The organism is Methylocaldum sp. GT1TLB (assembly GCF_051027445.1).
Taxonomy (GTDB): Bacteria; Pseudomonadota; Gammaproteobacteria; order Methylococcales; family Methylococcaceae; genus Methylocaldum.
On sequence record NZ_CP194898.1, the window covers coordinates 1,924,850 to 1,950,993 of the forward strand.

22 protein-coding genes are annotated in these 26,144 nt (G+C 56.7%); all 22 read left to right on the forward strand.

Translation table 11 applies throughout. The annotated features are described in order from the left end of the window. Window positions 1-16: 16 nt before the first annotated feature. The 22 genes from ACR2R1_RS08305 to ACR2R1_RS08410 all read left to right on the forward strand — a co-directional run bounded on the left by ACR2R1_RS08305 (window position 17) and on the right by ACR2R1_RS08410 (window position 26,142). Window positions 17-2,869, forward strand: a complete 2,853-nt coding sequence (locus ACR2R1_RS08305; RefSeq protein ID WP_434113536.1) for a valine--tRNA ligase — start codon at window positions 17-19, stop codon at window positions 2,867-2,869. 14 nt (window positions 2,870-2,883) lie between these two features. Beyond that, the gene (locus ACR2R1_RS08310; RefSeq protein WP_434113539.1) at window positions 2,884-4,380 is read left to right on the forward strand and encodes an HDOD domain-containing protein; all 1,497 of its coding nucleotides are present in this window, start codon (window positions 2,884-2,886) and stop codon (window positions 4,378-4,380) included. A gap of 113 nt (window positions 4,381-4,493) precedes the next feature. Next, entirely contained in the window at window positions 4,494-6,209 is a 1,716-nt protein-coding gene (gene pilB, locus ACR2R1_RS08315; protein WP_077730548.1) for a type IV-A pilus assembly ATPase PilB, read from the forward strand. A 5-nt stretch (window positions 6,210-6,214) separates the two neighbouring features. Then, window positions 6,215-7,429 (forward strand): type II secretion system F family protein, encoded by a 1,215-nt coding sequence (locus ACR2R1_RS08320; protein ID WP_077730547.1) that lies wholly within the window; start codon window positions 6,215-6,217, stop codon window positions 7,427-7,429. 16 nt (window positions 7,430-7,445) lie between these two features. Further along, the gene (locus ACR2R1_RS08325; RefSeq protein WP_347257478.1) at window positions 7,446-8,327 is read left to right on the forward strand and encodes a prepilin peptidase; all 882 of its coding nucleotides are present in this window, start codon (window positions 7,446-7,448) and stop codon (window positions 8,325-8,327) included. 9 nt (window positions 8,328-8,336) lie between these two features. Next, window positions 8,337-8,930, forward strand: coding sequence for a dephospho-CoA kinase (gene coaE, locus ACR2R1_RS08330; RefSeq protein WP_156879762.1), 594 nt, complete (start codon window positions 8,337-8,339; stop codon window positions 8,928-8,930). Between the two features lie 120 nt (window positions 8,931-9,050). Further along, window positions 9,051-9,845 (forward strand): cell division protein ZapD, encoded by a 795-nt coding sequence (gene zapD / locus ACR2R1_RS08335; protein ID WP_347257479.1) that lies wholly within the window; start codon window positions 9,051-9,053, stop codon window positions 9,843-9,845. A 9-nt stretch (window positions 9,846-9,854) separates the two neighbouring features. Continuing rightward, complete coding sequence (locus ACR2R1_RS08340; RefSeq protein ID WP_077730545.1) at window positions 9,855-10,088, forward strand: DNA gyrase inhibitor YacG; 234 nt, start codon at window positions 9,855-9,857, stop codon at window positions 10,086-10,088. A gap of 165 nt (window positions 10,089-10,253) precedes the next feature. Beyond that, on the forward strand, window positions 10,254-10,541 hold the full coding sequence (locus tag ACR2R1_RS08345) for an FmdB family zinc ribbon protein (RefSeq protein WP_077730544.1): 288 nt from the start codon (window positions 10,254-10,256) through the stop codon (window positions 10,539-10,541). 67 nt (window positions 10,542-10,608) lie between these two features. Further along, window positions 10,609-12,402, forward strand: coding sequence for an aspartate--tRNA ligase (gene aspS / locus ACR2R1_RS08350; protein WP_133718126.1), 1,794 nt, complete (start codon window positions 10,609-10,611; stop codon window positions 12,400-12,402). A 1,020-nt stretch (window positions 12,403-13,422) separates the two neighbouring features. Further along, window positions 13,423-14,358 carry an EpsD family peptidyl-prolyl cis-trans isomerase gene (locus tag ACR2R1_RS08355; protein WP_086134097.1) on the forward strand — a complete coding sequence of 312 codons (936 nt, stop codon included), beginning with the start codon at window positions 13,423-13,425 and terminating at the stop codon, window positions 14,356-14,358. Between the two features lie 111 nt (window positions 14,359-14,469). Continuing rightward, window positions 14,470-15,006 carry a hypothetical protein gene (locus tag ACR2R1_RS08360; protein WP_434113546.1) on the forward strand — a complete coding sequence of 179 codons (537 nt, stop codon included), beginning with the start codon at window positions 14,470-14,472 and terminating at the stop codon, window positions 15,004-15,006. Window positions 15,007-15,056: 50 nt separating this feature from the next. Beyond that, the gene (locus ACR2R1_RS08365) at window positions 15,057-16,436 is read left to right on the forward strand and encodes an undecaprenyl-phosphate glucose phosphotransferase (protein WP_156879760.1); all 1,380 of its coding nucleotides are present in this window, start codon (window positions 15,057-15,059) and stop codon (window positions 16,434-16,436) included. 84 nt (window positions 16,437-16,520) lie between these two features. Beyond that, entirely contained in the window at window positions 16,521-17,318 is a 798-nt protein-coding gene (epsE, locus tag ACR2R1_RS08370; RefSeq protein WP_077730539.1) for a polysaccharide export protein EpsE, read from the forward strand. 67 nt (window positions 17,319-17,385) lie between these two features. Beyond that, window positions 17,386-18,792, forward strand: coding sequence for a chain length determinant protein EpsF (epsF, locus tag ACR2R1_RS08375; protein WP_077730538.1), 1,407 nt, complete (start codon window positions 17,386-17,388; stop codon window positions 18,790-18,792). A 114-nt stretch (window positions 18,793-18,906) separates the two neighbouring features. After that, entirely contained in the window at window positions 18,907-19,782 is an 876-nt protein-coding gene (epsG, locus tag ACR2R1_RS08380) for a chain length determinant protein tyrosine kinase EpsG (RefSeq protein ID WP_086134096.1), read from the forward strand. A gap of 41 nt (window positions 19,783-19,823) precedes the next feature. Further along, window positions 19,824-21,017, forward strand: coding sequence for an O-antigen ligase family protein (locus ACR2R1_RS08385; protein WP_139841059.1), 1,194 nt, complete (start codon window positions 19,824-19,826; stop codon window positions 21,015-21,017). Window positions 21,018-21,076: 59 nt separating this feature from the next. Next, entirely contained in the window at window positions 21,077-21,547 is a 471-nt protein-coding gene (locus tag ACR2R1_RS08390; protein ID WP_156879756.1) for a DapH/DapD/GlmU-related protein, read from the forward strand. A 77-nt stretch (window positions 21,548-21,624) separates the two neighbouring features. Then, complete coding sequence (locus ACR2R1_RS08395; protein WP_434113551.1) at window positions 21,625-22,839, forward strand: glycosyltransferase family 4 protein; 1,215 nt, start codon at window positions 21,625-21,627, stop codon at window positions 22,837-22,839. Beyond that, window positions 22,836-23,738 carry a glycosyltransferase family 2 protein gene (locus tag ACR2R1_RS08400; RefSeq protein ID WP_434113554.1) on the forward strand — a complete coding sequence of 301 codons (903 nt, stop codon included), beginning with the start codon at window positions 22,836-22,838 and terminating at the stop codon, window positions 23,736-23,738. Before ACR2R1_RS08395 ends, ACR2R1_RS08400 begins: the two co-directional genes overlap by 4 nt. Before the next feature lie 8 nt (window positions 23,739-23,746). Beyond that, window positions 23,747-24,889: an esterase-like activity of phytase family protein gene (locus ACR2R1_RS08405; protein WP_168175422.1), complete on the forward strand. Its 1,143-nt coding sequence runs from the start codon at window positions 23,747-23,749 to the stop codon at window positions 24,887-24,889. Next, entirely contained in the window at window positions 24,886-26,142 is a 1,257-nt protein-coding gene (locus ACR2R1_RS08410; protein WP_434113558.1) for a glycosyltransferase, read from the forward strand. Before ACR2R1_RS08405 ends, ACR2R1_RS08410 begins: the two co-directional genes overlap by 4 nt. Window positions 26,143-26,144: the final 2 nt, after the last annotated feature.

A 26,144-nucleotide genomic window follows, 5' to 3' on the forward strand; every position in this document is an offset into this window, starting at 1 on the left:
AACAACAGAACACGTCATGGATAAAACCTACGAGCCTCATTCCATAGAATCGCGATGGTACAAATTCTGGGAGGAAAGCGGATATTTCGCGCCCAGCGGGAACGGAACGCCGTACTGCATCATGATTCCGCCGCCGAACGTGACGGGCAGTCTGCACATGGGCCACGGATTCAACAACACCATCATGGACGCCTTGATCCGCTACCATCGCATGCAAGGCTACAACACCCTCTGGCAGGTCGGCACCGACCACGCCGGCATCGCCACGCAAATGGTGGTGGAACGGCAATTGGCGGCTCAGAACCTCACTCGCCACGACTTAGGCCGCGAGAAGTTCCTCGAAAAGGTTTGGAAATGGAAGGCCGAATCCGGCGGAACCATTACCCGGCAATTGCGCCGGCTGGGCTCGTCGGTCGACTGGAGCCGGGAGCGCTTCACCATGGACGAGGGACTTTCCCGCGCCGTGCAGGAAGCCTTCGTGCGCCTCTACGACGACGGATTGATTTACCGCGGCAAGCGCCTGGTGAACTGGGACCCCAAGCTGCATACCGCCATCTCCGACCTGGAAGTGCAGAGCGAGGAGGAAAAAGGCAGCTTATGGCACTTCCGCTACCCGCTGGCGGACGGCTCGGGTCATCTTGTCGTCGCCACCACCCGGCCGGAAACCATGCTGGGCGATACCGCCGTGGCGGTGCACCCGGAGGACGAGCGTTATAAGCACCTGGTGGGCAAGACTGTCAGGCTGCCGATTACGAACCGGGAAATCCCCATCGTCGCCGACGAATACGTCGACCCCGCGTTCGGCACCGGCTGCGTGAAAATCACGCCGGCCCACGACTTCAACGACTACGATGTAGGCAAACGCCACAACCTGCCGCTGATCAACGTACTGGACAAGGATGCCCGAATCCTGCACGAATTCACCGTGCTCACCTTCGAGGGTTATGCCGGCGCGCACGGGGAAAAAGCTCCGGAAGCTTATGCCGGCCTGGACCGCTTCGAAGCGCGCAAGCGAGTCGTGGACGAATTCGACCGATCAGGGCTATTGGAGAAAATCGAGCCGCACACGCTGAAAGTGCCGCGCGGCGACCGTTCCGGCGTAGTCGTCGAGCCGTGGCTCACCGATCAGTGGTACGTCAGCGCCAAGGAACTGGCGAAACCCGCCATCGAAGCGGTGGAAGACGGCCGCATCCGCTTCGTGCCCCAGCAATACGAAAATCTTTATTTCTCCTGGATGCGCGACATTCAGGACTGGTGCATCTCCCGGCAATTGTGGTGGGGCCACCGCATCCCGGCCTGGTATGACGACCACGGCAACGTCTACGTGGGCCGCAACGAGGCCGAAGTGCGCTCCAAGTACAGCCTGGACGCCGGCCTGAAACTGCGCCAGGACGAGGATGTACTCGACACCTGGTTCTCCTCCGCCCTTTGGACGTTCTCGACTCTGGGCTGGCCGGACCAGACGCCGGAATTGAAGACCTTCCATCCCACCGACGTACTGGTGACCGGCTTCGACATCATTTTCTTCTGGGTGGCGCGCATGGTCATGATGACCATGCACTTCATGAAACACCCGGACGGCAGCCCGCAAGTGCCGTTCAGGACGGTTTACGTGCACGGTCTGGTGCGCGATGCGGAAGGCCAGAAAATGTCGAAATCCAAGGGCAACGTGCTGGATCCCCTGGACATCATCGACGGCATCAGCCTGGAGGATTTGGTGCAGAAGCGCACCAGCGGCCTCATGCAACCGCAAATGGCTCAGAAAATCGAAACGCGGACCCGCAAGGAGTTCCCGCAAGGCATCGCCGCGTACGGCTGCGACGCCCTACGCTTCACCTTCGCCTCCCTGGCCTCCACCGGGCGCGACATCAAATTCGACATGGGCCGGGTCGAGGGCTACCGCAATTTCTGCAACAAGCTGTGGAACGCGGCGCGCTACGTGCTGATGAACACCGAGGGCAAGGACTGCGGACTGGATAATGCCAACGTTAAGTTCACCTTGGCCGACCGATGGATTCGAAGCCGATTGCAGCTGACGATACGAGAGACCAGCAACGCCATCGAGAACTATCGCTTCGACCTGGCGGCCCAAGCGATTTATGAATTCGTTTGGAACGAGTACTGCGATTGGTACCTGGAACTGTCCAAGCCCACGCTTTACGGCGCGGAATCCCCTGACAGCCAGGGATCGACTTCGATCGAGTCTGTTTTAGGAACGCGCCAGACGCTGGTCCATGTACTCGAAACCATTCTACGCCTGGCTCATCCGCTGATGCCTTTCATCACCGAAGAAATCTGGCAGCGCGTCGCTCCTTTGGCCGGCAGGAAAGGCACGAGCATCATGCTGCAAGCCTATCCCGAGGTCGACGAAAGCTGGATCGATCCGGAATCCATCGCCGAGATGGAATGGGTCATGAATATCATCTTGGGCGTTCGGCGCATCCGCGGCGAAATGAACATCGCGCCCGGCAAGCCTCTGCCGATCATGATTCAGAATGGCTCCGAACAGGATCGGATTTGGCTGAGCCGCAACCAAGAGTTCATCGTAAAGCTGGCCCGCGTCGAAACCGTAACCTGGCTTTCGGAATCCGAAGCGGCTCCGGAATCCGCCACCGCGCTGGTCGGCGAGATGAAAGTTCTGATTCCCATGAAAGGATTGATCGACAAGGATGCCGAACTGGCGCGGCTGGAAAAGGAGATCCAGCGTTTGTCCAAAGACCTGCCGCGTATCGAGGGCAAGCTGAATGACACCGGCTTTCTCGAGAAAGCCCCCCCTCAAGTCGTCGCCAAGGAGCAAGCGCGCCTTCAAGAGATTCGCGTTAGCCTTGTGGAGTTGCAGGCGCAGGCGGAAAAAATCCGTGCTTTATAGGGGTACCTGTCGTCATGCGCGATGATCCGGCCGCAGAAACACCTGAAGACGGTGCAAAGGCGTCAGTCAGCGAAACGTCGGCGGCCAACGTAAGAGAAAGCCCGACAACTCTGGAGGATTGGACCAACTGTCTGCGCGACAAGGAAATGCCTATTTTTTCCCGTACCGCGCAGCGTCTTAATCAAGTCATCGAGGATAAACGTTCGGGAGTATCCGAACTTTCGAAGATCATTCTCGAAGACCCGGGGCTCACGGCCAGGCTGCTGAAGTTCGCCAGCAGTCCTCACTACAACCCCAGCGGCATCCGTCTGGCAACCGTTACACGGGCTATCGTGTTGCTGGGACTCAATGTCATCCGCGAACTGGCACTAGCCTGCTCGTTCATCGAAACGGTTCTGTCCAAACAACGCAAACACCAAGTAAACCGGGAAATCGCCTGTGCCTTGCACAGCGCAGTACAGGCGAAATCACTCGCGATCTTGCTTAACGATCCACGACCAGAGGAAGTATTTGTCGCTGCCCTGCTGCACAACATCGGCCACATCGGCTTTTGGTGCTTCGAACACGATACCGGGGAAAAAATTCAGGTACTGACGGAACAGCAAAAAATACCTGCCGAAAAAGCCGAAAAAACCGTTTTAGGATTTCAACTCATTCATCTCGGCGCCTCGCTGAGCAAAACGTGGGGACTTGGCGGGTTGATCGAAGAGGCATTTTCCGGCAACTCACCCCGCACGGAGTACGTCAAGCTCGGTTATCAAGTCGCCAGAAATTCACCGCAAGGGTGGAACACCGAAGAAATCAGGCGCTGCATTTACCGAATGGCTGAGCTGACGGGAAAGCCGGAACGCCATTTGCTCACGATATTGCAGGATAACGCGGAAAGTGCGATAAGACTCGCCAAGCAATCCGGAGCCCATCAAGTCACACCCTATATCCCCGGCACAGATCGGGGGCCAACGGGCAAACAGCGTCAGACCGATGATCTAGCGCCGAGGGACGACACCAGCCTGATACAAATCATGCAGGACGTGACCAATCTCTTGTGCGGCGAGTTCAACGTGAACCTGGTTCTCGAAATGATCATGGAGGGAATTTATCGGGCTTTAGGCATGGATCGGGTCCTTTTCGCGCTGTTAACGCCCGATCGCAAACGTCTCAAGGAAAAGTTCGCGCTCGGCTGGCCGTCGGTTGAATCGCGCGGACAACTGCAAATCGGCATTGCCGGTTCGTCGCCCAACATTTTTTCGAACGTGCTGGAGAAGAACGAGTATTTTTGGGCTCACGGTGCCGACACCGAAACACAGCGGTTATTTACCGGAGAGGTCATTGCGCAGTTCGGCCAGCACGACTGCTGCCTCTCCCCGGTCAGCTACGACAAGCGGGTCATAGGACTCTTCTATGCCGACCGCGCGTTCAGCAAAGAACCGATTACCCGTGAGGTTTTCGACAGTTTCCGTCAGTTGACCATGCAGGCCAATATTGCCTTGAAGCTTCTTCAAGCGCGCTGATCCTCACCATCAAGCGGCTCCGTCCGAGCAAACTGGATAAAGCCCATGCATCGACTAATATTATCGAGGCTTTCCAACAATGCGATGCATAGCTGTCCGTAGCATTAAATCTCATGGCAATCACGGCGACGAAATTGCAACTCAGCGGACTGGCCAAAAGCCTGGTCAAGGAAGGGCTGTTGACGGAATCCGATGCACATCTTCATCTCGACAGCGCTCTTCAAAAAAAAACCCATTTCGTAAGCTATCTGGTCGGCAACAAGATTCTCGATAGCCTATCCATTGCATGCGTAGCATCCAAAGAATACGGAATTCCTCTATTCGACCTGGATGCGATATCTCCGGACATGATGCCGACCAGGGCCGTCAGCGAGAAGCTGATCCGCCAGCACCATGTCCTGCCGCTGTTCAAGCGCGGGAACCGCCTGTATCTCGGGCTCGCCGATCCCACCAATCTCCAAGCTCTGGACGAGATCAAATTTCACACCCGGTCCAGCACCGAAAGCGTCATCGTAGAGGAAGACAAACTGACGCGGATGATCGACCAGGCCCTGGAAGCAGCCGACATCTCGTTCAAAGACTTGGTGGATGCCGATCTCGACAATCTCCGGATTACCGGCGGCGATGAAATCGATCAGCCCTCCGAAGGCGAATCCTCGGATATCGATGACGCCCCGATTGTCCGATTAGTCAACAAGTTTCTCCTCGACGCCATCAAGAAAGGCGCTTCCGATATCCATTTCGAGCCTTACGAAAAAAACTTCCGCGTCCGCTTTCGTCACGACGGCATGCTCCACGAGGTCACAAGCCTTCCGGTCAACCTCTCAGGGCGGGTCGCGGCGCGCCTGAAGGTCATGTCGCGAATGGACATCGCCGAGCGGCGCATCCCTCAGGACGGCCGCATCAAGATGGCATTGTCCAGGACTCGCGCCATCGATTTCCGCGTCAATACCTGTCCGACGCTATTCGGCGAAAAAATCGTACTCCGTATCCTCGATCCGACCGCGGCCCAAATCGGAATCGAAAAGCTCGGCTTCGAACCGGAGCAGCAGCAAAACTTCCTGAGCGCCATCAATAAGCCCTATGGGATGATTCTGGTTACGGGGCCCACCGGGAGCGGTAAAACGGTCAGTCTCTACACCGGGCTCAATATCCTGAATACGGCCGACCGCAATATCTCGACGGCAGAGGATCCGGTGGAAATCACCGTGCCCGGCATCAATCAGGTCAATGTCAACGTCAAAACCGGCCTGACTTTTGCCGAGGCGCTCCGGGCATTCCTGCGGCAGGACCCGGACGTCATCATGGTAGGCGAAATTCGCGACCTGGAAACGGCCGAGATTGCGGTCAAAGCCGCACAAACCGGCCACTTGGTGCTTTCCACCCTGCACACCAACGACGCGCCCCAAACGCTCAACCGCTTGATGCAAATGGGCATCCCTGCATTCAACATCGCTTCCTCGGTGTTGCTCATCATGGCGCAACGGCTGGCCAGGCGGCTTTGCGAGCATTGCAAGAAGGAAGAGGACCTCCCTCCGGAGGTTTTGCTGGAGGCCGGGTTTCGAGAAGAAGAGCTGGGCAGTTTTACGGTTTTCGGACCGGTCGGCTGCGATAAATGCGTAAAGGGATACAAGGGCCGCGTCGGCATTTATCAGGTCATGCCCATTTCCGAATCCATCAACCGCATCATTCTGGAGGGCGGGAACGTCCTTCAGCTCGGCGAACAAGCGAAAGCGGAGGGTGTGGCGGACCTGAGGGAATCGGGGCTTCGAAAAATCAAGTCGGGCATTACCAGTCTGGAAGAAATCGACCGCGTCACGCGAGATTAAGTCTTATGGCAAAAGAAGAACTCGTTCTGTTTATTTGGGAAGGCGCCGACCGTACCGGCGGGCGAATCAAAGGGGAACTGTCCGCGCGCACAGAAACTACGGCCAAGGCCGAACTCCGACGCCAGGGCATCAAAGTCATCAAGATCAAGAAAAAGCCCAAACCGCTCTTCAGTGCGCGAAAGAAGAAAATCACGACCAAAGACATCGCCGTATTCAGCCGACAGCTCGCGACGATGATGAGTGCAGGGGTACCGCTGGTTCAAGCCTTTGACATTGTCGGGCGTGGCCACGAGAATCCAAGCATGCAGGAACTGATCATGGGCATCAAGGCCGACGTCGAAGGAGGCAGTCCGCTTGCCGAAGCCTTGGGAAAGCATCCGATTTATTTTGACGAGCTATTCTGCAGCCTTGTGCATGCCGGCGAGCAAGCCGGCGTTCTCGAAACGCTGCTGCACAAGATAGCGGAATACAAGGAAAAAACCGAATCGCTGAAGGCCAAGATCAAAAAAGCCTTGACTTATCCCACAGCCGTCATCGTGGTTGCCTGTATCGTAACGGCCATCCTGCTGATCTTCGTGGTACCGACGTTCGAGGAATTGTTCAAGGGTTTTGGCGCGGACCTCCCGGCATTTACTCAAATGGTCATCGAGATGTCCCGGTTTCTACAGGCATCGTGGTATATCGTATTGGGAGTTCTCGTTGCCGTCGGCTTTGTGTTCGTGAAGCTCAAACAGCGCTCGGCCGCGTTCAATCAGGCCCTCGATAGATTTTCCCTGCACATACCGGCGATCGGCACCATTCTGCATAAGGCGGCGATTTCCCGTTTCGCCCGGACCTTGGCCACCATGTCGGCAGCCGGCGTCCCCTTGGTCGAGGCACTGAAGTCCGTGGCAGGTGCTACCGGTAATATCATTTATTCCAATGCCGTCCTTCGGATGCGAGACGAAGTCGCCACCGGACATCAGCTTCAACTGAGCATGCGACAGGCAAACCTGTTTCCCAACATGGTCATACAAATGGTCGCAATCGGAGAGGAATCCGGCTCTTTGGACAGCATGCTCGCCAAAGTGGCGGACTTCTACGAGGAGGAAGTGGACAACGCCGTCGATTCGCTAAGCAGCCTTCTTGAGCCCATGATCATGGCGTTCCTGGGCGTCGTTGTCGGCGGTTTGGTGGTCGCCATGTACTTGCCGATATTCAAGCTCGGCTCAGTCGTCTGATCGAGGAAATTCCGAGGTGGCGCCACTCATCCAGTTATTGGCCGAAAATCCAGCTTTGTTCTTGACCGTCATCGGCGTTCTGGGGCTCGTGGTCGGCAGTTTCCTGAACGTAGTCATTCACCGCTTGCCGATAATGCTGGAAAAAACCTGGCGGCGGGAGTGTAAAACCTATCTCGATCTCGAACCCGAATCGGAGCCGGACGAGGCCTACAATTTGCTCGTTCCGGGTTCACGTTGTCCACAGTGCAATCGGCCGATCCGCGCTTGGGAAAACATCCCGGTCGTCAGTTACCTACTGCTTAGAGGACGATGTGCCGGGTGTCGAATACCAATCCCCTTTCGCTACCCGGCCATCGAAGCGCTGACCGCCGCGATTTCTGTCGCCGTTGCCTGGCACTTCGGTTTCACTTGGCAAACCGCATCGGCACTGATCCTCAGCTGGAGTCTAGTTTGCTTGAGTTTTATCGACTTCGATCGTCAACTGCTTCCCGATGCGATTACCTTACCTATCCTATGGGCAGGACTGTTTCTTAGCCTGTTCAACATTTTTACAGACAGCTCCTCGAGTATACTGGGGGCCATCTTCGGCTATCTAAGCCTTTGGCTGGTATACCACTTGTTCAGGATCGCGACCGGCAAAGAAGGGATGGGATACGGCGATTTCAAACTGCTCGCCATGCTCGGCGCGTGGTTGGGATGGAGCCTTTTGCCGACCATAGTGCTGCTCTCATCCTTGGTCGGGGCCATCATCGGGATAGCCATGATCGCCGTTCTCAGGCACGACCGCAGCATTCCCATACCATTCGGCCCTTATTTAGCCATTGCCGGATGGATTGCCCTGCTGTGGGGCCATGACATAAACGCCGCTTATATGCGTTTCGCGGGAATTTCCGGCTGAGCCCCCATCATGCTTGTCATCGGTTTGACCGGCGGAATCGGTTGCGGTAAAAGCACGGTTGCCAGATTATTCGCCGCCAAGGGCGTTCCAATTCTGGACGCGGACGTCATCGCCCGCGAGTTGGTCGAACCGAATCGACCGGCATTCGAGGCGATCAAGCAGCACTTCGGGGCGGCGATTCTAAGAGATGGCTGTCTCGATCGGGCAAGATTGCGAGAACTCGTCTTTTCCGATCCCGAAGAAAAACGCTGGATCGAGACACTGCTGCATCCCCTGGTGTATTCCGAGATCGGCCGACGAATAGCGACTCTTTCGGCACCTTACTGTATCGTGGTCGTTCCCCTGCTTCTGGAAACCGGCCAAAGGCATTTCGTGGATAGATTGCTGGTCGTCGATTGTTCAGAAGAAACGCAACGGCAGCGCGTCAGGCTCCGCGATGGATTGAGCGATAGGGAAATCGAGAAAATCATGGCGTCCCAAGCCAGCCGCGCCGAACGGCTGGAAGCAGCAGACGACGTGCTCGAGAACATGGTCGATGAAGCTGCTCTATCGGACCGTATCGAAGAATTACACCAACTCTATCTCGCACTCGGTGGGCAGTAATCCGAATAATTCTTACACAAGAGCAAGCGCAAAAGGTAGTATTGACTAATCTCCGGGATAAACGAAAATGGTGTCCGCCAACGGACACCCTTTCATAAATCCTGGATCGGATTGTTTATTATGCTATCGATTGCCGAAATTCCCGCCTTGAGCGATTCCATTATTTACGAGTTCCCGCTAAATGAGCGCATACGCGTATTCATGAGGCTTGAGCAACTCTTTCAGCAGCTTGACCATTTCATGGCCGGCAATTCGATTTGGGACAGTCGGGCAGTCATTTCAACGCTGCTGGATGTCCTAACGCTCTTTAGCCGCAATGATCTGAAGTCGGAAACATTAAAGGAGTTGGATCGCCATGCTGCGGTGCTGACGCGAATGGCGCACAATCAAGACATCGATCACGCTAAGCTGGATAAGGTCCTGACGAAGCTCGATAAATTAAGCAAAGAGCTTTATGCGGTTCCCGGCAAGCTCGGCCTCTCTCTGATGGAAAACGAGCTTTTCAAGAGCATCTCTCAGCGCAGCACCATTCCGGGCGGAACTTGTTCTTTCGATTTACCGGCCTTTCATTACTGGCTTAAACTCGACGACCACACACGCCGGCACGATCTCGAAAGTTGGTTGGAGCCGTTTCGTCTCATACGCTCGGCTATCGATATTTTGCTGAATTTCATACGGACCAGCGCCGCACCGACCGATGAACAGGCTAGCGGCGGCTTCTTTCAGAAAAGCCTGGACCACACCCTGCCGTTTCAACTGCTACGCGTAGGCGTGAGGCGTTCGCAACCTTATTTTGCGGAAATCAGCGGAGGCAAGCACCGGTTCACCGTGCGCTTCATGATTCCCGACACGGTTGAACGGCCGACCCAATGCCAAGACGATATTACTTTCCAGTTAACCTGCTGCTTATTGTGACGAGCGAGTTTGTCCGACGCACTTTCATATAAAATCGTTAAATGTCCTCGTTGTCGAAAGCCAGTCGCCTGGAGCGAAACCCATCGGTTTAAGCCATTTTGCAGCGAGTACTGCAAATTGATCGATCTAGGCGAATGGGCCTCAGCGTCCTATGCCATAGCGGGTGAGCCGGCGGATCCCGACTCGCCGGACACGGAAACACCGCTATCGAGCGACTATTCGGGTTACCTGCCTGATCCATAATCTTGCGGACAGCCTATCATCCGCGAAACGGCCGTATTCATCGGGCTTTTGGGGGCACCTGAGCGGTCAAATGCCGTTTCCCGGATCATGGAACATTGTCCTTGAAAACTCGTCCTAAACCCTCATATTACAAGCGCCTGTTTCAGATCAAACGAGGAGTTTTCCATGCCTATCTATGAATACCAATGCAAATCGTGCGGCCACGAATTCGAAGCCATCCAGAAAATCAGCGACGATCCTTTGAAAGAATGCCCCGCATGCGGCGATCTCGAATTGAATAAATTGGTATCGGCCGCCGGTTTCCGACTGAAGGGGGGTGGCTGGTATGAAACGGACTTCAAGGGCGGAAAAGACAAGAAAAAGAACCTGGCCGGCGACACTTCCGACGGTAAATCGGATTCGTCGACGGCCAAGAAGGAAACCCAAAAGTCGACTGCGGATGCGGCCTCGTAAACTTGTACATCGATAGCCAGACCCGTAATATTTTCGTTTTTTGTTGTTCGAATTTAGAGATATAGCAATGCGTAGCCACAGATGTGGAGAATTGACGGAAAGCCATTTGAATCAGGACGTGGACCTCTGTGGCTGGGTTCACCGCCGCCGCGACCACGGCGGCGTGATATTTATCGATCTCCGCGACCGAGAAGGCCTTGTTCAGGTCGTATTCGACCCCGATTATGCGGAAGCCTTCAAGCTGGCAGAGACGGTTCGCAGCGAATACGTGCTTAAAGTGCACGGCACGGTTCGCCTCCGCCCCGCCGGCACGGAAAACCCGAATTTGCCGACGGGCAAAATCGAGGTTCTGGCTACGCGGTTGGAAATCCTCAACAAAGCCGAAACGCCCCCGTTTCCCTTGGAAAGCGAAATCGAAGTCAGCGAGGAAACCCGTCTGCGTTTCCGCTACATCGATTTGCGCCGTCCGGTGATGCAGCATCGCATGAAGATGCGGCGCGACGTTGTACGCTTTCTCAGACAATTTCTCGATCATCACGGGTTCTACGAAATCGAGACTCCTTTCCTGACCAAAGCGACCCCGGAGGGCGCGCGGGATTATCTGGTCCCGAGCCGAACTCACCCGAACCACTTCTTCGCCCTGCCGCAGTCTCCGCAGCTGTACAAACAGCTGCTGATGATTTCCGGCATGGATCGCTATTATCAGGTGGTACGCTGCTTCCGGGATGAGGATCTTCGCGCCGATCGCCAGCCAGAGTTCACGCAGCTCGACATCGAAACCTCCTTCATGGACGAAAGCCAGATTATGTATCTCATGGAGGACATGATTCGGCAGCTGTTCACCGACGTTTTGCACGTCGAGTTGCCCAATCCCTTCCCCCGGTTGACTTATGCGGAAGCCATGCAACGCTACGGTTCGGACAAGCCGGATTTGCGCATCCCGCTCGAATTGGTCGATATCGCGGACTTGGTCGCACAAGCGGAATTCAAAGTGTTCGCCGGTCCCGCCAAGGATCCAGATGGGAGAGTCGTGGCGCTTAAACTCCCCGGCGGCGCCAATTTGTCCCGCAAGGAGATCGACGATCTGACCCAGTATGTCGCCATATACGGCGCCAAGGGCCTAGCCTACATTAAGGTCGTCGACCGCAGCGCCGGAGTCGAAGGCTTGCAATCGCCGATCGTCAAATTCCTTCCTGCGGAAGCCGTGCGCGGCATCCTAGATCGAGTCGAGGCGGAAACCGGCGACATCATTTTCTTCGGCGCCGACAAAGCCAAAATCGTCAACGAAGCGATAGGCGCCCTGCGCCTGAAGCTAGGCCAAGACCGCGGACTCGTGGACAAAGGCTGGAAGCCGCTATGGGTGGTCGATTTTCCCATGTTCGAATGGGATGAAAAGGAAGCCCGTTGGTTCGCACTGCACCACCCGTTTACCGCTCCGAAATGCAGCCTCGAGGAGCTTCAGTCCGATCCCGGCCGCGCCCTTTCCCGAGCCTACGACATGGTGCTGAACGGCACTGAAATCGGCGGTGGCTCCATACGTATCCACCGTACCGACATGCAGAAAGCCGCGTTTGAGCTGCTCGGGATCGGAGACGAGGAAGCTCAGCAAAAATTCGGTTTCCTGCTCAATGCGCTCCGGTATGGAGCGCCGCCTCATGGCGGCTTGGCCTTCGGTCTGGACCGGCTGGTTATGCTTATGAGCGGCGCGACATCGATACGCGAAGTCATGGCCTTCCCCAAAACTCAATCGGCCTGGTGCCCGATGATCGACGCTCCGGCCATGGTCACCGACGCTCAGCTCCGCGAACTCGGTATACGCCTTCGCCGTCCGCAAGAGGGAGAAAAAGGCGAAACGACTTAATAACAAGGAGGCGCGATAGGCGTTCGGGATTACCCCCGAATAGCGGCAGAGCTGTCGCGCCGAAGCACGCCCTGGGTTTCGCTTGCAAAAGCCGACCGAGGCGGCGTTGCTCCTTCAATTGCAAACGTCGCTTTAGTCGCGACCTGTTTCCTTACGCTCGCCGGCCGGTTCGCGGCTGAGCCGCCCGCGCCGCCCACCGTCTTCGTGCCCCTTCGACCGAGCTCAGGGCAGGCCCTTCCGACGGGGCTGAGGACAGGCAAGGCCATCTAACCGGCCTAACGCACGGTCCGCAGCTCCAACTGCCGTTTCCAGGTACAACTTATCCATTGTCCTATCGCCGTCCGGCAACACCTAAACCCTCGGCTCCATCGAATACCCGTTCGTCGTGGTTACTCCTGGAGCTAACTCTGTCGCAAGCCCCCACCAAAACTTTCCGCAAATACACTCGCATCGCTCGCGCCGAAGGCATGAACCCTTCACAGTGATGGCCGAAGCCATACGCATCCAATTAACAGCCCCATCTTGTCGCAAAACTGTGACACTACCGATGACCTTTACGCTTGAGGGACGGCACGATTTCTCCCATTGCCCCGACGAAAACGCGTTCGGACGCACGCTAGACAGAAAAACGCGTTGATTCAAGCGCATTCGACCGGTTGCAGCCTGCTCTCACGAGCGATGTCGTCTTGCAGCGACTCAACGCTTTCCAAAACGAGCGAAACTGGAACAAATCCGCTGCCGGAAGACCTCTTTTTGAGCGTAATCAAACAAAGACACCGTACCGTCGCAACCCTTTCCCATCGATTCAAGAGCTGTGTCCAGACTCCCAACCCCGAAGCTCAAAGCGACGGTATCCGCGGTATACGCTGTAATCACGGCCTTTCTGCGCGTAGGTCCAAAGACTGCATTCCTCGCAGGACTGGACCGAAAAACGATGATGGTCCAGGTTTTGCTTTACATGGTTCGTACACGGTAAATATTTCGACCCCGCTGGAAACAGGATTAGGAGTTTAGGAGTTCATGATTTTACGGAGAATTGTGGATAGAAAGATTTGGTTGAGATCGCTGCCGCTGAGTGCGCACGCGATTTTGGCGTTGTTGAGTGCATGCGACAGTCAGTCCGCGTCCGACAAAACGACCCAAATCGTGGCCCGTGTTAACGGAGATGACATTTCCGTCGGTCAGCTCGATGTTCTCCTCTCTGGTTCGGCCACGCGCCCCGATAGTGAAGTCGGAAGCATTTGGGAGAAGAGCATCGACAGCCTGATAAACCAACAACTTCTTTCAAAACAAGCGATCGAAAAGCATCTTGACCGTGATCCCCGTGTCACGCTTGCTACAGCGATGGCTGAGCGTCAGGTTCTCGCACAGGCCTACCTCGATCATATTGCTCAAGCGGTTGCCAAACCGGACCCCGCTGAAATCAGCGCTTTTTACAAATCCCATCCTCAACTGTTCGAAAAGCGCAAGATCTACGAACTCCAGCAAATATCTATCCCCCTAACGCCTGAAAACAACAAGCTTATTGACTCGCGCCTAAAGCAGCCCGTGCGGTTCAACGCCCTGTCAAAATGGCTGCACGAGCAAAATATTCCCCATACCTTACAAACGGTAATACGTCCTGCCGAACATCTACCCTTGGAGAAACTAGACGAATTTGATCGCCTAAACAAAGGAGATGCCGTGTCGTTCAAGGCAGGAGATGAGTTTCTCGTGTTGCAATTGTTGACGGTCAAAGAAGCTCCCCTCGATCACGATAAGGCCACTCCCCTGATCGAGTCCTTCCTCACAAACCAGCGGCGGATAACGCAGATAAACCGTGAATTGAGCCGGCTCCGGGAGACTGCAACCGTAGAGTATTTTGGCGGCATGGAACCTTCCGGCAATACCCTATCGCCCACCGACAGCGGCGCTGAATTTATATCGAATAACATTCCTCCATTTAAAACCCAATAATGGACTGATAATAAGCCAACTTACGCTTCGCCTAGCTGATCGATATTGGATTTCATAAGAATACGAGCATCCAGTTCTGTTTTCTTTAGACGCATCACATGGGGGTTTTATATGAGCTTAAGACAGATTCTAAACGTCTCTTACAGAATAATTTTTTGCCTGTTGTTCATCTGGTTTAAAGGAGCATCTGCGGAGAACTTCAGTGATTATCCTTCAACTTTCGGCACGCCTTATCATGACAAAGAAAGGAACCACGCTATCGATAAGTCTAGCGCTCATATACCACCTTCCGGTAAAGCAGGCTTTGCTGAAACCTCCTTCTTCGGCATAGCCAAAAGCTCCTATCGCCTCCTATCTTCTGTCAACGTAAACGCCATCCGCTTTGCCCTTGACATACCGGGCCGAAAATCCAAGAACGGCTGGAATGAATCTGAAATAACATTCCAAGGAATGCAAGAGCTTTCTCTTGATGCCATGGCCGTCGACCGCTACAAGAAAAATCGAAAAAAGGACATGTACGCTGGTTATGCCTCGCCCGCACCCGACACAGAAACCTGGCTTATGATATTGGTCGGAATTACCTTGATCGGATTGCAGGTTATACGCGGCAACAAGAAAGCCGAACCCATTTATTCTTCTCTGCATTAACGTCACCCTACGACAGCTACCCTATTTCGCTGATCTTAGGAGAAAAAGGCTTGCAGGCAATCGACCGACCTTCAGTTCTATTAGTCAAGAGTCTTCTAAATCCAATTGTGATCGTCGGGTGTTTTATCTTGACGATCCACTTTTATGGATTAAAGATCGAAAAGCATTACTTTTTGCTATTAGTAATAACATTTTTGATCGCCTCGCTAATTTTTGACGAAATAGACCTGGAACTAGACTTCAAATCGAGTCTCTTGCGTTCGTTCGGCAATATTTTCGCTCGTTGGACCTTTTTATTCGGTTTCCTGGCGATATTGGGTTTTGCCGCAAAAATGTCGGACGACTTTTCGAGAAAGCTTCTGTTGACTTGGTTTGTCGCCACGCCGTTGGTGCTCATTGCGGTACAACTATTGGCTCGTCGTGCATTGCAATCGGCGGTCTCGCAGGGCGATGCCCAACGCAGAGCAATCATTGTCGGGGTAAACGAGCTCGGCCTTAAATTAGCGAGACAGTTCGAGTCCGCGCCTTATTTGGGAATCAGCTTCGCCGGTTTCTTCGACGACAGGAGTCCGGAGCGTCTAGGCGTGAGCCACATCAATCTATTGGGAAAGATGAACGAGGTGGCGGAGTTCGTCCGAACTAAATCCATTCACCTCATCTATATCGCGTTACCGATGATGGCTCAGCCGCGGATTTTCGATCTTCTCGATAAACTCAGAGATACCACGGCATCCATTTACTTCGTTCCCGATATTTTTGTCTTCGATCTCATTCAAGCACGATTTGGGAATATAAACGGCATTCCGGTAGTGGCTGTCTGCGAATCACCGTTTTATGGTGTCAACCGGGTCATGAAGCGTATCGTCGATATCCTTTTTGCATCGATCATTCTGATTTTGATTTCCCCATTGATGCTTGCGATAGCCATCGGGGTCAAGCTGAGTTCGCCCGGTCCCGTCATTTTCAAGCAGCGTCGTTACGGCCTCGACGGCGAGGAAATCAAAGTCTACAAATTCCGAACGATGACGGTCTGCGAGGACGGTCATAACGTTCGACAGGCGAGTAAGACCGATAATCGAATTACCCGTTTCGGCCGATTTCTGCGTAAGACATCTCTGGACGAATTGCCGCAATTTATCAATGTATTGCAGGGGCGTATGAGTATAGTCGGGCCTCGTCCGCATGCCGTGGCTCATAACGAACTGTACCGCACTCAAATCAAAGGTTACATGATCCGTCACAAGGTAAAACCGGGTATTACCGGATGGGCGCAGGTCAATGGTTTCCGGGGAGAAACCGACACGTTGCAGAAAATGAAAGCCCGAATCGAGTTCGATCTCGATTATTTGCGGAACTGGTCGCTGTCTCTGGACCTGTGGATTATTTTGAGAACCGCCGGTGTCTTTCTCAAACAGGACACCGCTTACTGATCGGAAGAATATAAGGGCGCGCGTAGATTCTCATTATTTGGACTTTTGGATTCAGCCTTATTTTCGAACTTTATTCACTAAAACATGTTCAGACCCTTCGGTATTTGCCCGCATTTTTTTATCGGCTTGATCGGTTTGCTGATCCTATCGACTTCGCAGGCCGATTATTTGCTCGGCCCCAACGATGTCGTACGCATTGCGGTTTACGGCAACGAGGATCTCGCCACCGAAACCCGTGTCTCGGATAGCGGAAAAATCACGTTTCCGCTCCTCGGGGAAATCGAATTGGGCGGTTTATCCGTCGGAGAAGCGGAAGCTCGCGTCGAAACCCTTCTTTCAGAACGAGGTTACGTACGCAATCCCCAGGTAAACATCACGGTGCAGGAATACCGCAGTCACGAAGTGGCCGTATTGGGATTCGTGAACAAACCCGGACGTTTCGCCCTGGATACCGCGAGCACGGTCACTCAGTTGATCGCGCTGGCGGGAGGCGTGAATCCGCAAGGAGACGATCGGACCATCGTGACCCGAACTCGGAATGGGCAAACCTACCGCGAAGAGCTGAATCTCAAAGAACTGCTCGAGGAAGGAAAAGCGTCGGAAGACATTTTCGCCGAAGACGGAGACGTCATATTCGTGCCGCGTGCCCCGGTTTTTTACATCCACGGCGAAGTGCAGCGCCCCGGCGCATACCGTTTGGAGCGGAACATGTCCGTCGCTCAAGCGATTTCATTGGGCGGAGGCGTGACTCCTCGCGGCAGCCTGCGCAGCATCACGATCAAGCGGAGATCCTCGGAAGATCAGTTGACGACGCTCGATGCGGAGTTGGATGAACTGATCGAAAAGGACGATGTGATCTATGTGGACGAACGATGGTTTTAGCGAATCTTCCCGGAAGCAAAGGCATGCCTTCGTCCTCGGCATGGATTTCATGGATTGGTAACCAGATATGAATTTGAATCAGTTCCTGCAGATTCTATGGGCACGGCTGTGGGTGCTCGTTCTTACGCCGCTGGCGGCTGCCCTGACGGTCCTCGCGATAAGCCTGATACTGCCGAAGGCGTATACCGCCACGTCGACCCTCGTCGTCGATTACAAGGGCGTGGACCCCATTACCGGCATCGCGGTGCCGGCGCAGCTGATGCCGGGTTACATGGCCACCCAAGTCAACATCATCGGCAGCCATAACGTGGCGCTCAAGGTCGTCGATCGACTCAAGCTGGCCGATCTGCCGGAATCGAAGGAACGGTTCGAACAAGAAGCGAAGGGAACGGGCGACATTCGCGACTGGCTGGCCGATCAGTTGCTGAAAAAACTGGAGGTTCAACCGTCGCGGGAGAGCAGCGTTATTCAAGTAAGTTATTCGGATGTCGACCCGACGCTCGCCGCCGCGCTGTCCAACGCATTCGCGGAAAATTACATCGCGACCAACCTGGAACTCAAGACCGAGCCGGCGCGCCAGAATGCCGCTTGGTTCGAGCAGCAAATCAAGGGTTTGCGGGAAAACCTGGAGAAAGCCCAGGCCAGTCTGTCCGAATACCAGCAGGAAAAGGGCATCGTCGCTCTCGACCAACACTGGGACGTAGAAAACAGCCGGCTGGAAGAGCTCTCCAAGCAGCTGGTGGCCGCTCAGTCGCACACCTACGATCTGATCTCCCGCCGCAATCAATTGGAAGCGGCAGGCAGCGCCTTCTTGCCGGAAACCTTACCGGATGTGCTTGCCAATTCCGTGGTTCAGGATCTGAAGGCGAAACTGGCGCTAGCCGAGACCAGACTTGCCGAAATCGGAGAGAAATACGACATCAACCATCCCATCCATCAGCAAGCCGTGGCCGAAGCCGGCAGCCTCAAACGCAAGTTGGCAGCCGAGACAAAAACCATCCTTCACAGCCTGAATACCGCGGTGGACATCGCGCGCATGCGCGAAAACGAGCTCAGAACGGCGCTCGGCGCGCAAAAGGCACGAGTACTGGAACTCAACAAGCAGCGGGACGAACTCGCGGTACTGACCCATGAAGTCGAACATGCCCGGCAGTCTTACACAGCCGCTTTGCAACGGTTCAATCAGACGCGCCTCGAAAGCGAGGCCAACCAAACCAATGTCGCCGTCTTGAATCCCGCCAAACCGCCGTTGCGGCCGTCGCGGCCGAAAGTGCTGCTGAACGTCGCGGTAGCGGCTTTTCTAGGCGTCATTCTGGCGGTCAGCTTCGCTTTGCTGCTGGAATTGCTCGATCGCCGCGTGCGCTCCCCGGAAGACTTGAGCATCACACTCGGACTCCCCGTGCTAGGGGTTTTGACCGATGCGAAATTACGCCATCCGAAATGGCGTTTGGCTTTCTCCAAAACTCCGGTCTGAAGCCGCCATGAAACCGGTAGGCTTCGATTGCCAAGGCCGCACGCAAATCTTCCAGCCGTCGCCCCGATGGCAGGGACGAAACGCCCATCTCTCATTGCCCAACGAGATCTTTTTATGACACAAACCCCGGCGCTCAAGATTAACCCGGAACCCATCGGCGCCGAACGCCGGATCGGACAAATCCTGCGGGAATCGGGCAGGCTCTCGCCGCTCGATGCGGAACGGGTGCTGCATCTCCAGAGAGAAACCGGGCTGCGTTTCGGCGAGGCCGCACTGCGGCTTGGATTGATTTCCGAAGAAGACATCAACCGAGCGATTTCGGAACAGTTCGATTACCGCTATTTGAAGCCGGGACAGGGAAATTTCAGCACTCGACTGATTGCCGCGTATCAGCCGTTCAGCCACCAGATGGAGGTGTTCCGCGCCATACGCAGTCAGCTGATGCTGCGCTGGCACGGCGATGGGAGCAAAACCCTGGCCGTAACCAGTCCTCGTCGCGGAGAGGGGCGCAGTTATGCCGTGTCGAACCTTGCCGTCGTATTTTCGCAACTGGGACAGCGAACGCTGCTCGTAGATGCCGATCTGCGCAACCCGAGCCAGCACGACATTTTCGCTTTGGGCCGCAACGGCATGGGCTTGTCCGATCTGCTGGTGGGTCGCGGCGGCGGCGAATGCATCCGCCGCATCGATGAATTCGCCGATCTATCGGTGCTTCCGGCCGGCACACTTCCGCCCAATCCATTGGAATTGCTCAGCCGCGGCGCATTCGATGCGCTTCTGAGGGACTTCTCGGCGGCATACGACATCGTTCTTCTGGATACGCCCGGCGGAATCGCCAGCAGCGACGCCCAAACGGTCGCCGCGCGCGCCGGCGCGTCCCTGCTGATCGTGAGAAAGCATGTAACCCCCTTCTCCGAAACCGATTTTCTCCGGCAAATGCTGACCGCCGTCGGCTGCCGGATCGTGGGCGCGGTACTCAATGAGTTTTGAAGATCGATTGCGCCGAACGCCGGACGGGAGGGGAGCCGAACATGGCGTTTAGACGCATGTTTCTTCTCGCGCAACTGGTGTTGGTCCTCAATATGGGACATTTGCTCGGCCTGGCCAACGCCAATCCCGTCGAGAAACTGTTTTTAATCCTGGCGGGACTGGTTTTCACGCTCACCCGCAAGCGCATTCCGGCCAACCTCGTGTTGATGGGCTTCATCATCCTCGTCAGCTTCGTCTGCGGTCTTCTCAGCGAGTTCGACGCCTTTTCCTGGAACCGATACGCGCGAAGCCTGGTGAGTCTCATCGCTTTTCTGCTTTTTTTTACGGCTTTTCCGGAACAGCGAGACCGGGAGTTCATATTGCTGATCGCAGCCCTCATTCCGCCGGTCTCGGTGTTGCTCGGAACGATTTACGAGGCAGTGGGCATCAGTTATCTATGGATGACGGATTATCTCGGCACCCGTCGGCTCGCCGGCAACATGGGACCGGCATTTCTCGGGGGAGCCGGCGTTACCGGCGCCGTGGCGGCCAGTTACCTCGCCCTGCAGCAGCGTTCGCGTTATCTCCTGCTTGCCCTCGTCAATGCCGGAATCACCATGCTCACGGCTTCCCGTATGCCGTCGGCGCTCGCGCTCGGCGTTACCGGCGCGATGCTGTTCATGGAAAGCCGGTCCGCGGTGTTCAGAATCTTGATGGTTCTTTACGGCTGCGTCGTGGTAGCCGGACTTTTCTACCTCATGGGAGACCAACTGATGACCCGCGTGTCGTCCGAGGCGATGAGCGGCCGCGACATCATTTGGAACGAACTGAAAGCCTACGTACACCGCTTTCCCTATTTCGGCGTCGGCTTGGGACACCAGATGGATATCCTGTCCGCTAGAACGTCCACCACGACGCACACGGTCGCCGCGCACAACGAATATCTTCGGTTCACCGTGGAGGTCGGCTATGTCGGCTCATTGCTCATGGGCTGCGCCTTCATAGCCATGCTGGTGAACCTGCTGCGCGACCCTCTTGTGACGAAAAAGTGGGCTTTTCTGATGGTCGCTGCGGCTTTCTTCGTTTATTCGTCAACCGACAACACATTCAGCGTGCCTCAAATCTTCATGGCGCTGGTGGTTGCCTTCTTCGGTTCCTGCGACCGCCGCGAACCGGTTCCGCCATCTCCCGAATCGTACAGTCCTCAACCGTTTCGGACGGCCGAGCCCGCCCTCGACCCGCCGCACAGGGTCTGACCCAGGACATCGCCAAAGTTTCACCTCAAAAAAGCAAGTATCCAGGAGAAACGTCAAAGATGAATCTCGGCAAACTCAGATGGGTCCGATTGTACCTGGTCAAATTCAAGCGCCTTTGGCTAGTGAAGGTCTTTCGCATGGATATCCATCCATCCAGCCAGTTTTCGCTGTCGACCAAATTCGATCTGACCAATCCCAAGGGGATCCACGTGGGCGAGGAGTCCTACATCGCTTTCGACGTCGCCATTCTCGCGCACGACCTGACCCGCGGCTTTCATACTCACACCCGGATCGGACGCCGGTGTTTCGTGGGAGCGAGAAGCATCATTCTGCCTGGGATCACGATCGGGGACGAAAGCATCGTGGGAGCGGGCTCGGTGGTCACGCGCGACGTGCCGCCCCGGACGGTCGTAGCAGGCAATCCGGCCCGCGTCATCAAAACCGACATCGTGGTGGCAGGTCCCTTCGGTCGCCTGGAAGGGGCCGACGCAAGGCAAGGTCGCATGATGGCGGAAAACGATTTCGCTTAACGACCGCAAACGAAGATCGCATTCGAGAGGAGCGAAAAAATGACCATTCACCGGGGGTTTAAATGCCAAGTTGTCTAATGATTGTCGAAAACCTTCCGCTGCCGCTGGACCGGCGGTCGTGGCAGGAGGCGACCGCACTGCGCGACGCCGGTTGGGAGGTTACGGTGATCTGCCCGGCCACCGAAAGGCACCCGGAACGGGAAATCGTGATCGACGGCATCCGGGTCTACCGCCATCCCCTGCCCCTGGAAGCCAGCGGCGCATTGGGCTTCTTATTGGAATACGGCGCGGCGCTGTTCCACGAAACGCGTTTGGCCTTCAAAGTGTTTCGACGCCACGGTTTCGACGTCATCCACATCGCCAATCCGCCCGATCTTTTGTTCCTGGTTGCCCTGCCCTATAAAGCGCTCGGCCGGCCGCTGATCTTCGATCATCACGACATCTGTCCGGAGCTCTACGAATCCAAGTTCAAGAAACGCGGCCCGATGCACGCCCTGCTGCGACTCTTCGAAAAACTGACCTTCCGGTTTTCGGACGTGGTCATCTCGGCCAACGAAACGTTCAAGGAACTGGCCATAAATCGGGGCGGCAAGTATCCCGACGATGTTTTTACCGTGTACGGCGTGCCGGACCTTACTAAGTTCAAACGGGTGCCGAAAACCGACGTGGAAGACACGATCACGGTCGGATACGTAGGGGTCATGGGCGCTCAGGATGGGGTGGACAACCTGATTCGTGCCGTTGCGGCGCTGCGCAACGAATCCGGACTGCCGCGATTCACTTGCAGATTCGTCGGCGCCGGCCCCGAGCTTGCCTCGCTGAAAGCACTGGCCCAGTCGTTGGGCGTAGCCGACGTCTGCCAATTCACGGGTTTCCTGTCCGGGGAAGCGCTGTTGGCCGCCCTATCCAGCTTCGACATCGGCGTCATTCCCGATCCTTACGACACATACAACGACAAAATCAGCATGTGCAAGGTGTTCGAATACGCTACCTTGGGGATGCCTATCGTCGCCTTCGAACTAGCGGAGACCAAGCGCCTCCTCGGGGATGCGGCCCGTTACGCGCCCGACCATACGCCCGAGGGGCTGGCATCCGCCCTGGCGGCGCTCCTGAAAGACGAGTCCTTGCGCCGGAACCATGCCGAGCGCGCCTTGGAGCGGGCCGGCACGCACTTTCGCTGGCCCGACCAGGTCTCCAGCCTTCTGGCCGCCTATGATCGCGCGCTGATGCGTCGCGCCGGTCGGCGCGCTTCGTCCAGCGAAGCGCGCACTCTCCGGAGCGAGCGCTCATGAACGCCGTTCCCGCGACCGAGCAAGGGCGCTACGCGGAGGTGGACGCCCTGCTCTTCACCACCAACGATAGTGCGGGCGGACGTCACGACGAACTGGAGCGTATGGTCCGGAGCGTAGAGCGCGCCATAGCGACGTCCGGCCTTCGGGTCGTTCAATACCTGTTGCTGCAGCGGCACGCTCCCGGCCAGCCGCTGCCCGCTCTGCCGGACTATATCCGGGTAACGACCATTCCCGATCGAGTTTCGCTCTCCAAGGCGCGGAATCTCCTCCTGAGCTCGGCGCGCGAAGACGGCATGTTCGGGCGATCGTTGATGGTCGCTTTCCCCGACGACGACGCCTGGTACCCGGAGGGCACGCTGGAAGCCATGCTGGCCTTGTTCGGGGGAGACGCCTCGCTCGATCTCGCGATATGCCGGTATTCCTCCACGCCTTCGACGCTCTCCGCCCTGCCGCTGGAGCTGCGCGCCGCGCGGCCGGTGAGCACCGGGAAGTTCGTTGCCAATGCCTCGTCCAATACGCTGTTCATGCGCGCCTCTCGCGCCGCGCAAACGGGGTATTTCGACGAGTCCCTGGGGGTCGGAGCGCCGATCAACGGCGGAGAAGACCTCGATTACGCCCTGCGCGCCTATGTCGCCGCCGGGGAAAAAGCCGTCTGGTTCGACGCCTCTCTGGTCGGGCACCGCGACCCTCATTGTTGGTTGATCGGACATTACTATGCCGGCAGCCTGTACGCGCTGTCTCGAAGCGCGGCCTCGAGCCGGGCGGTCGCCTTGCAGGCGGTGCGAAAAGTGTTGGTGGGCATCTATCTGCTGCTTCGCCGCGAACTGGCCTGGCCCGCTTTTTCACGGGCGCTGAGACTCGCCCAGGCGGCCCGATGCAGCCAACCGGCGCGTTCGTGACGAAGCCCATGAGAAAACGGTTCGAAGCGGCTGTAACGGAAATCGTGCCCAGCGGCGACCGGCTTCGCGATACGCGCCGTCCGACGCAAGCTTCTCCACGAACCGGATACGGCGTCGCACGGCGGTGGCGATGGTGGGTAACGGCCGCGGCGGCCTCAGTGTTGGCCGCCGCGATCGCCTGGGCCGGCTTTCTGAGATTTAAACCCACGGTAGCCTTGCCGGGTCTTACGCCTATCCCGGTCGAGGCGCACCCGATCGCCGAGTTTTCAAAAATCGAGATCGCGGAAACCGCAGCGTCGCCGCTGGTCTTTCGGGGCGGCTTGGTGCTCGAATCCGGCGCCCCGCATTTCGGCGGAATTTCCGGCCTGCGGATGACGGACCGCGGCCATGGGTTTGCGGCAGTCACCGATGCCGGCTATTGGGTACAAGGCCGTCTCTTGTACGACCGGGGCCGTCCGAGCGGCGTCGCCGATGTGGTGATGGCGTCGGTTCTTGGGCCCGAAGGAAAACCACTCCGAGAAAACGGCAAGGGCGACATCGAGTCTCTCGAGCTGACCGCCGAGGCCGCTTACCTGGGATTCGAAGGGCACCGCAACGGGATAGCCGTTTTCCAGCCGACATCCGACTTGCTCCGGCGCCACGGTCGGCTCCTGCCGGTTCCTCCGGACATTGTGGCACTGCCGAAAGGTCGCGGCTTGGAAGCTCTGGTCGCGATTCCCGCCGGACATGATTTCGGCGGTGCGCTCCTCGCCATTGCCGAGCGGGACCGAACCGGTCGCGACATGGCTCCGGCCTGGATTCTGAAGGAAGGGACGGCGCTGGAACTCAAGGTCCGCTTGACCGACGGCTACGACATCAGCGACGCCGTCTTTCTCCCGGAAGGTGATTTGCTCTTGCTCGAGCGGCGGCTATCGCTGCTCGGCGGTTTCAAGATGCGTCTTCGCCGCATCCCGGCGACCGACATACGGCCCGGAGCCGTTTCGGACGGCTCCCCCGTTCTGGAAGCCAATCGGCTATTTCACGAGATCGACAACATGGAAGGTATCGCCGCCCATCGCGACGAAAACGGAATCACCGTCGTCACGGCGGTGTCCGACGACAATTTCCTGCCGGTCCAACGCAAGCTTCTGCTGCAGTGGGAATTGAAATGAGCGCGCCTAAAACCGAACGTCTGCGTCCGGTCGCGGTTTTTCTGTGCGAGGATTTGCCGGTTCCGGGCCTGAACGGGTATTCCACCTACAACCACGCTTTCGTGAAATACCTGGAGTCACGGGAGTTCGAGGCGCATCTGGTAATCAGCGGACCGCGCCTGCCGGCGCCGATATTCCGCCCCCGGCGCCGATTGGGTTGCACAAGACTCCAGATTCACGTGCCCGGAACGGTTCGGCTGGGGGAGTGGCGCCTTGTCACACACCCACGGGCCCTGATTCGGTCCGTTTACCGCTGGCTGCTCGATAGCGTGGGCGGCGCATGGGCCCGACGGCTGGCGAACTGGCGCGGCGCATCGCAGAGCAAAGCCGTCTTTATCGGCCGCTGCCTGAGCGAACCGGATCTGCGCCGATTGGCGCCGCTGTTCGCCCGACTAGCTCCCCACTATGTCTTCGTCGATACCATTTTCCGGGCGCGGATCGTGAACTGGTTGCCGAACCGCACCCGCACGCTGTTGATCGCCCACGACGTCTTTTACAAGCGCTGCCAGTCCCTGCAGGCTCGCGGCATAACCGCCGTTCCCCCGGTGACCCCGGAACAGGAGCAGGCCATGCTCGGAGGCTTTGACGTGCTGCTCGCGATCAGCGACGAAGACGCCCTCGACCTCGGCAATCTGATGCCGATAGCGAAGATCGTCGCTCTTCCGGCGCCGGTTGACGCGAGGCCGATAAAGCCTCGGGGCGCCCCGGAGTCCCGCATTCTGTATCTCGGCAGCCATGCGCCGCACAACGTGGACGGACTCCGCTGGTTTTTGGAGAACGTCTGGCCGCGAGTGCGCGAGGTGCGGAACGATTTCATCCTGGACGTGGCGGGCGAGGCGTGTCTCGCCTTCAAGCCCGGCATTCCGGGCGTGGTTCTGCACGGCCGCGTTCAAGACCTCTCGGAACTCGCCGCAACCGCGCTTTTCGCCATCAATCCGGTGCGCGCCGGGAGCGGCATGAAGATCAAGATGCTGGATTATTTCGCGTTCGGTCTGCCCTGCATTACGACCAGCGTGGGAGCCGCAGGTTTTCCCCCGACCGACGACAGCCCCCTCGAAATTTGCGACGACCCTGTCGATTTCGCGGCGGCCGTTCTGCAATGGGGTGGCGATCAGGCACTGCGCGAGCATCTTCGCAAAAACGCCCGTCGGTACGTGGAGCGCTTTTCGATAGACGCTTTTTTTGCGCGCTTGGACACCGCTTTGGACCGGTAGGC

Bases quoted from the DNA above. Each gene is read 5' to 3' on its own strand.
- ACR2R1_RS08305 (WP_434113536.1), top strand. From the start codon at position 17: ATGGATAAAACCTACGAGCCTCATTCCATAGAATCGCGATGGTACAAA.
- ACR2R1_RS08310 (WP_434113539.1), top strand. From the start codon at position 2,884: ATGCGCGATGATCCGGCCGCAGAAACACCTGAAGACGGTGCAAAGGCG.
- pilB (WP_077730548.1), top strand. From the start codon at position 4,494: ATGGCAATCACGGCGACGAAATTGCAACTCAGCGGACTGGCCAAAAGC.
- ACR2R1_RS08320 (WP_077730547.1), top strand. From the start codon at position 6,215: ATGGCAAAAGAAGAACTCGTTCTGTTTATTTGGGAAGGCGCCGACCGT.
- coaE (WP_156879762.1), top strand. From the start codon at position 8,337: ATGCTTGTCATCGGTTTGACCGGCGGAATCGGTTGCGGTAAAAGCACG.
- zapD (WP_347257479.1), top strand. From the start codon at position 9,051: ATGCTATCGATTGCCGAAATTCCCGCCTTGAGCGATTCCATTATTTAC.
- ACR2R1_RS08345 (WP_077730544.1), top strand. From the start codon at position 10,254: ATGCCTATCTATGAATACCAATGCAAATCGTGCGGCCACGAATTCGAA.
- aspS (WP_133718126.1), top strand. From the start codon at position 10,609: ATGCGTAGCCACAGATGTGGAGAATTGACGGAAAGCCATTTGAATCAG.
- ACR2R1_RS08355 (WP_086134097.1), top strand. From the start codon at position 13,423: ATGATTTTACGGAGAATTGTGGATAGAAAGATTTGGTTGAGATCGCTG.
- ACR2R1_RS08360 (WP_434113546.1), top strand. From the start codon at position 14,470: ATGAGCTTAAGACAGATTCTAAACGTCTCTTACAGAATAATTTTTTGC.
- epsE (WP_077730539.1), top strand. From the start codon at position 16,521: ATGTTCAGACCCTTCGGTATTTGCCCGCATTTTTTTATCGGCTTGATC.
- epsF (WP_077730538.1), top strand. From the start codon at position 17,386: ATGAATTTGAATCAGTTCCTGCAGATTCTATGGGCACGGCTGTGGGTG.
- epsG (WP_086134096.1), top strand. From the start codon at position 18,907: ATGACACAAACCCCGGCGCTCAAGATTAACCCGGAACCCATCGGCGCC.
- ACR2R1_RS08385 (WP_139841059.1), top strand. From the start codon at position 19,824: ATGGCGTTTAGACGCATGTTTCTTCTCGCGCAACTGGTGTTGGTCCTC.
- ACR2R1_RS08390 (WP_156879756.1), top strand. From the start codon at position 21,077: ATGAATCTCGGCAAACTCAGATGGGTCCGATTGTACCTGGTCAAATTC.
- ACR2R1_RS08395 (WP_434113551.1), top strand. From the start codon at position 21,625: ATGATTGTCGAAAACCTTCCGCTGCCGCTGGACCGGCGGTCGTGGCAG.
- ACR2R1_RS08400 (WP_434113554.1), top strand. From the start codon at position 22,836: ATGAACGCCGTTCCCGCGACCGAGCAAGGGCGCTACGCGGAGGTGGAC.
- ACR2R1_RS08405 (WP_168175422.1), top strand. From the start codon at position 23,747: ATGAGAAAACGGTTCGAAGCGGCTGTAACGGAAATCGTGCCCAGCGGC.
- ACR2R1_RS08410 (WP_434113558.1), top strand. From the start codon at position 24,886: ATGAGCGCGCCTAAAACCGAACGTCTGCGTCCGGTCGCGGTTTTTCTG.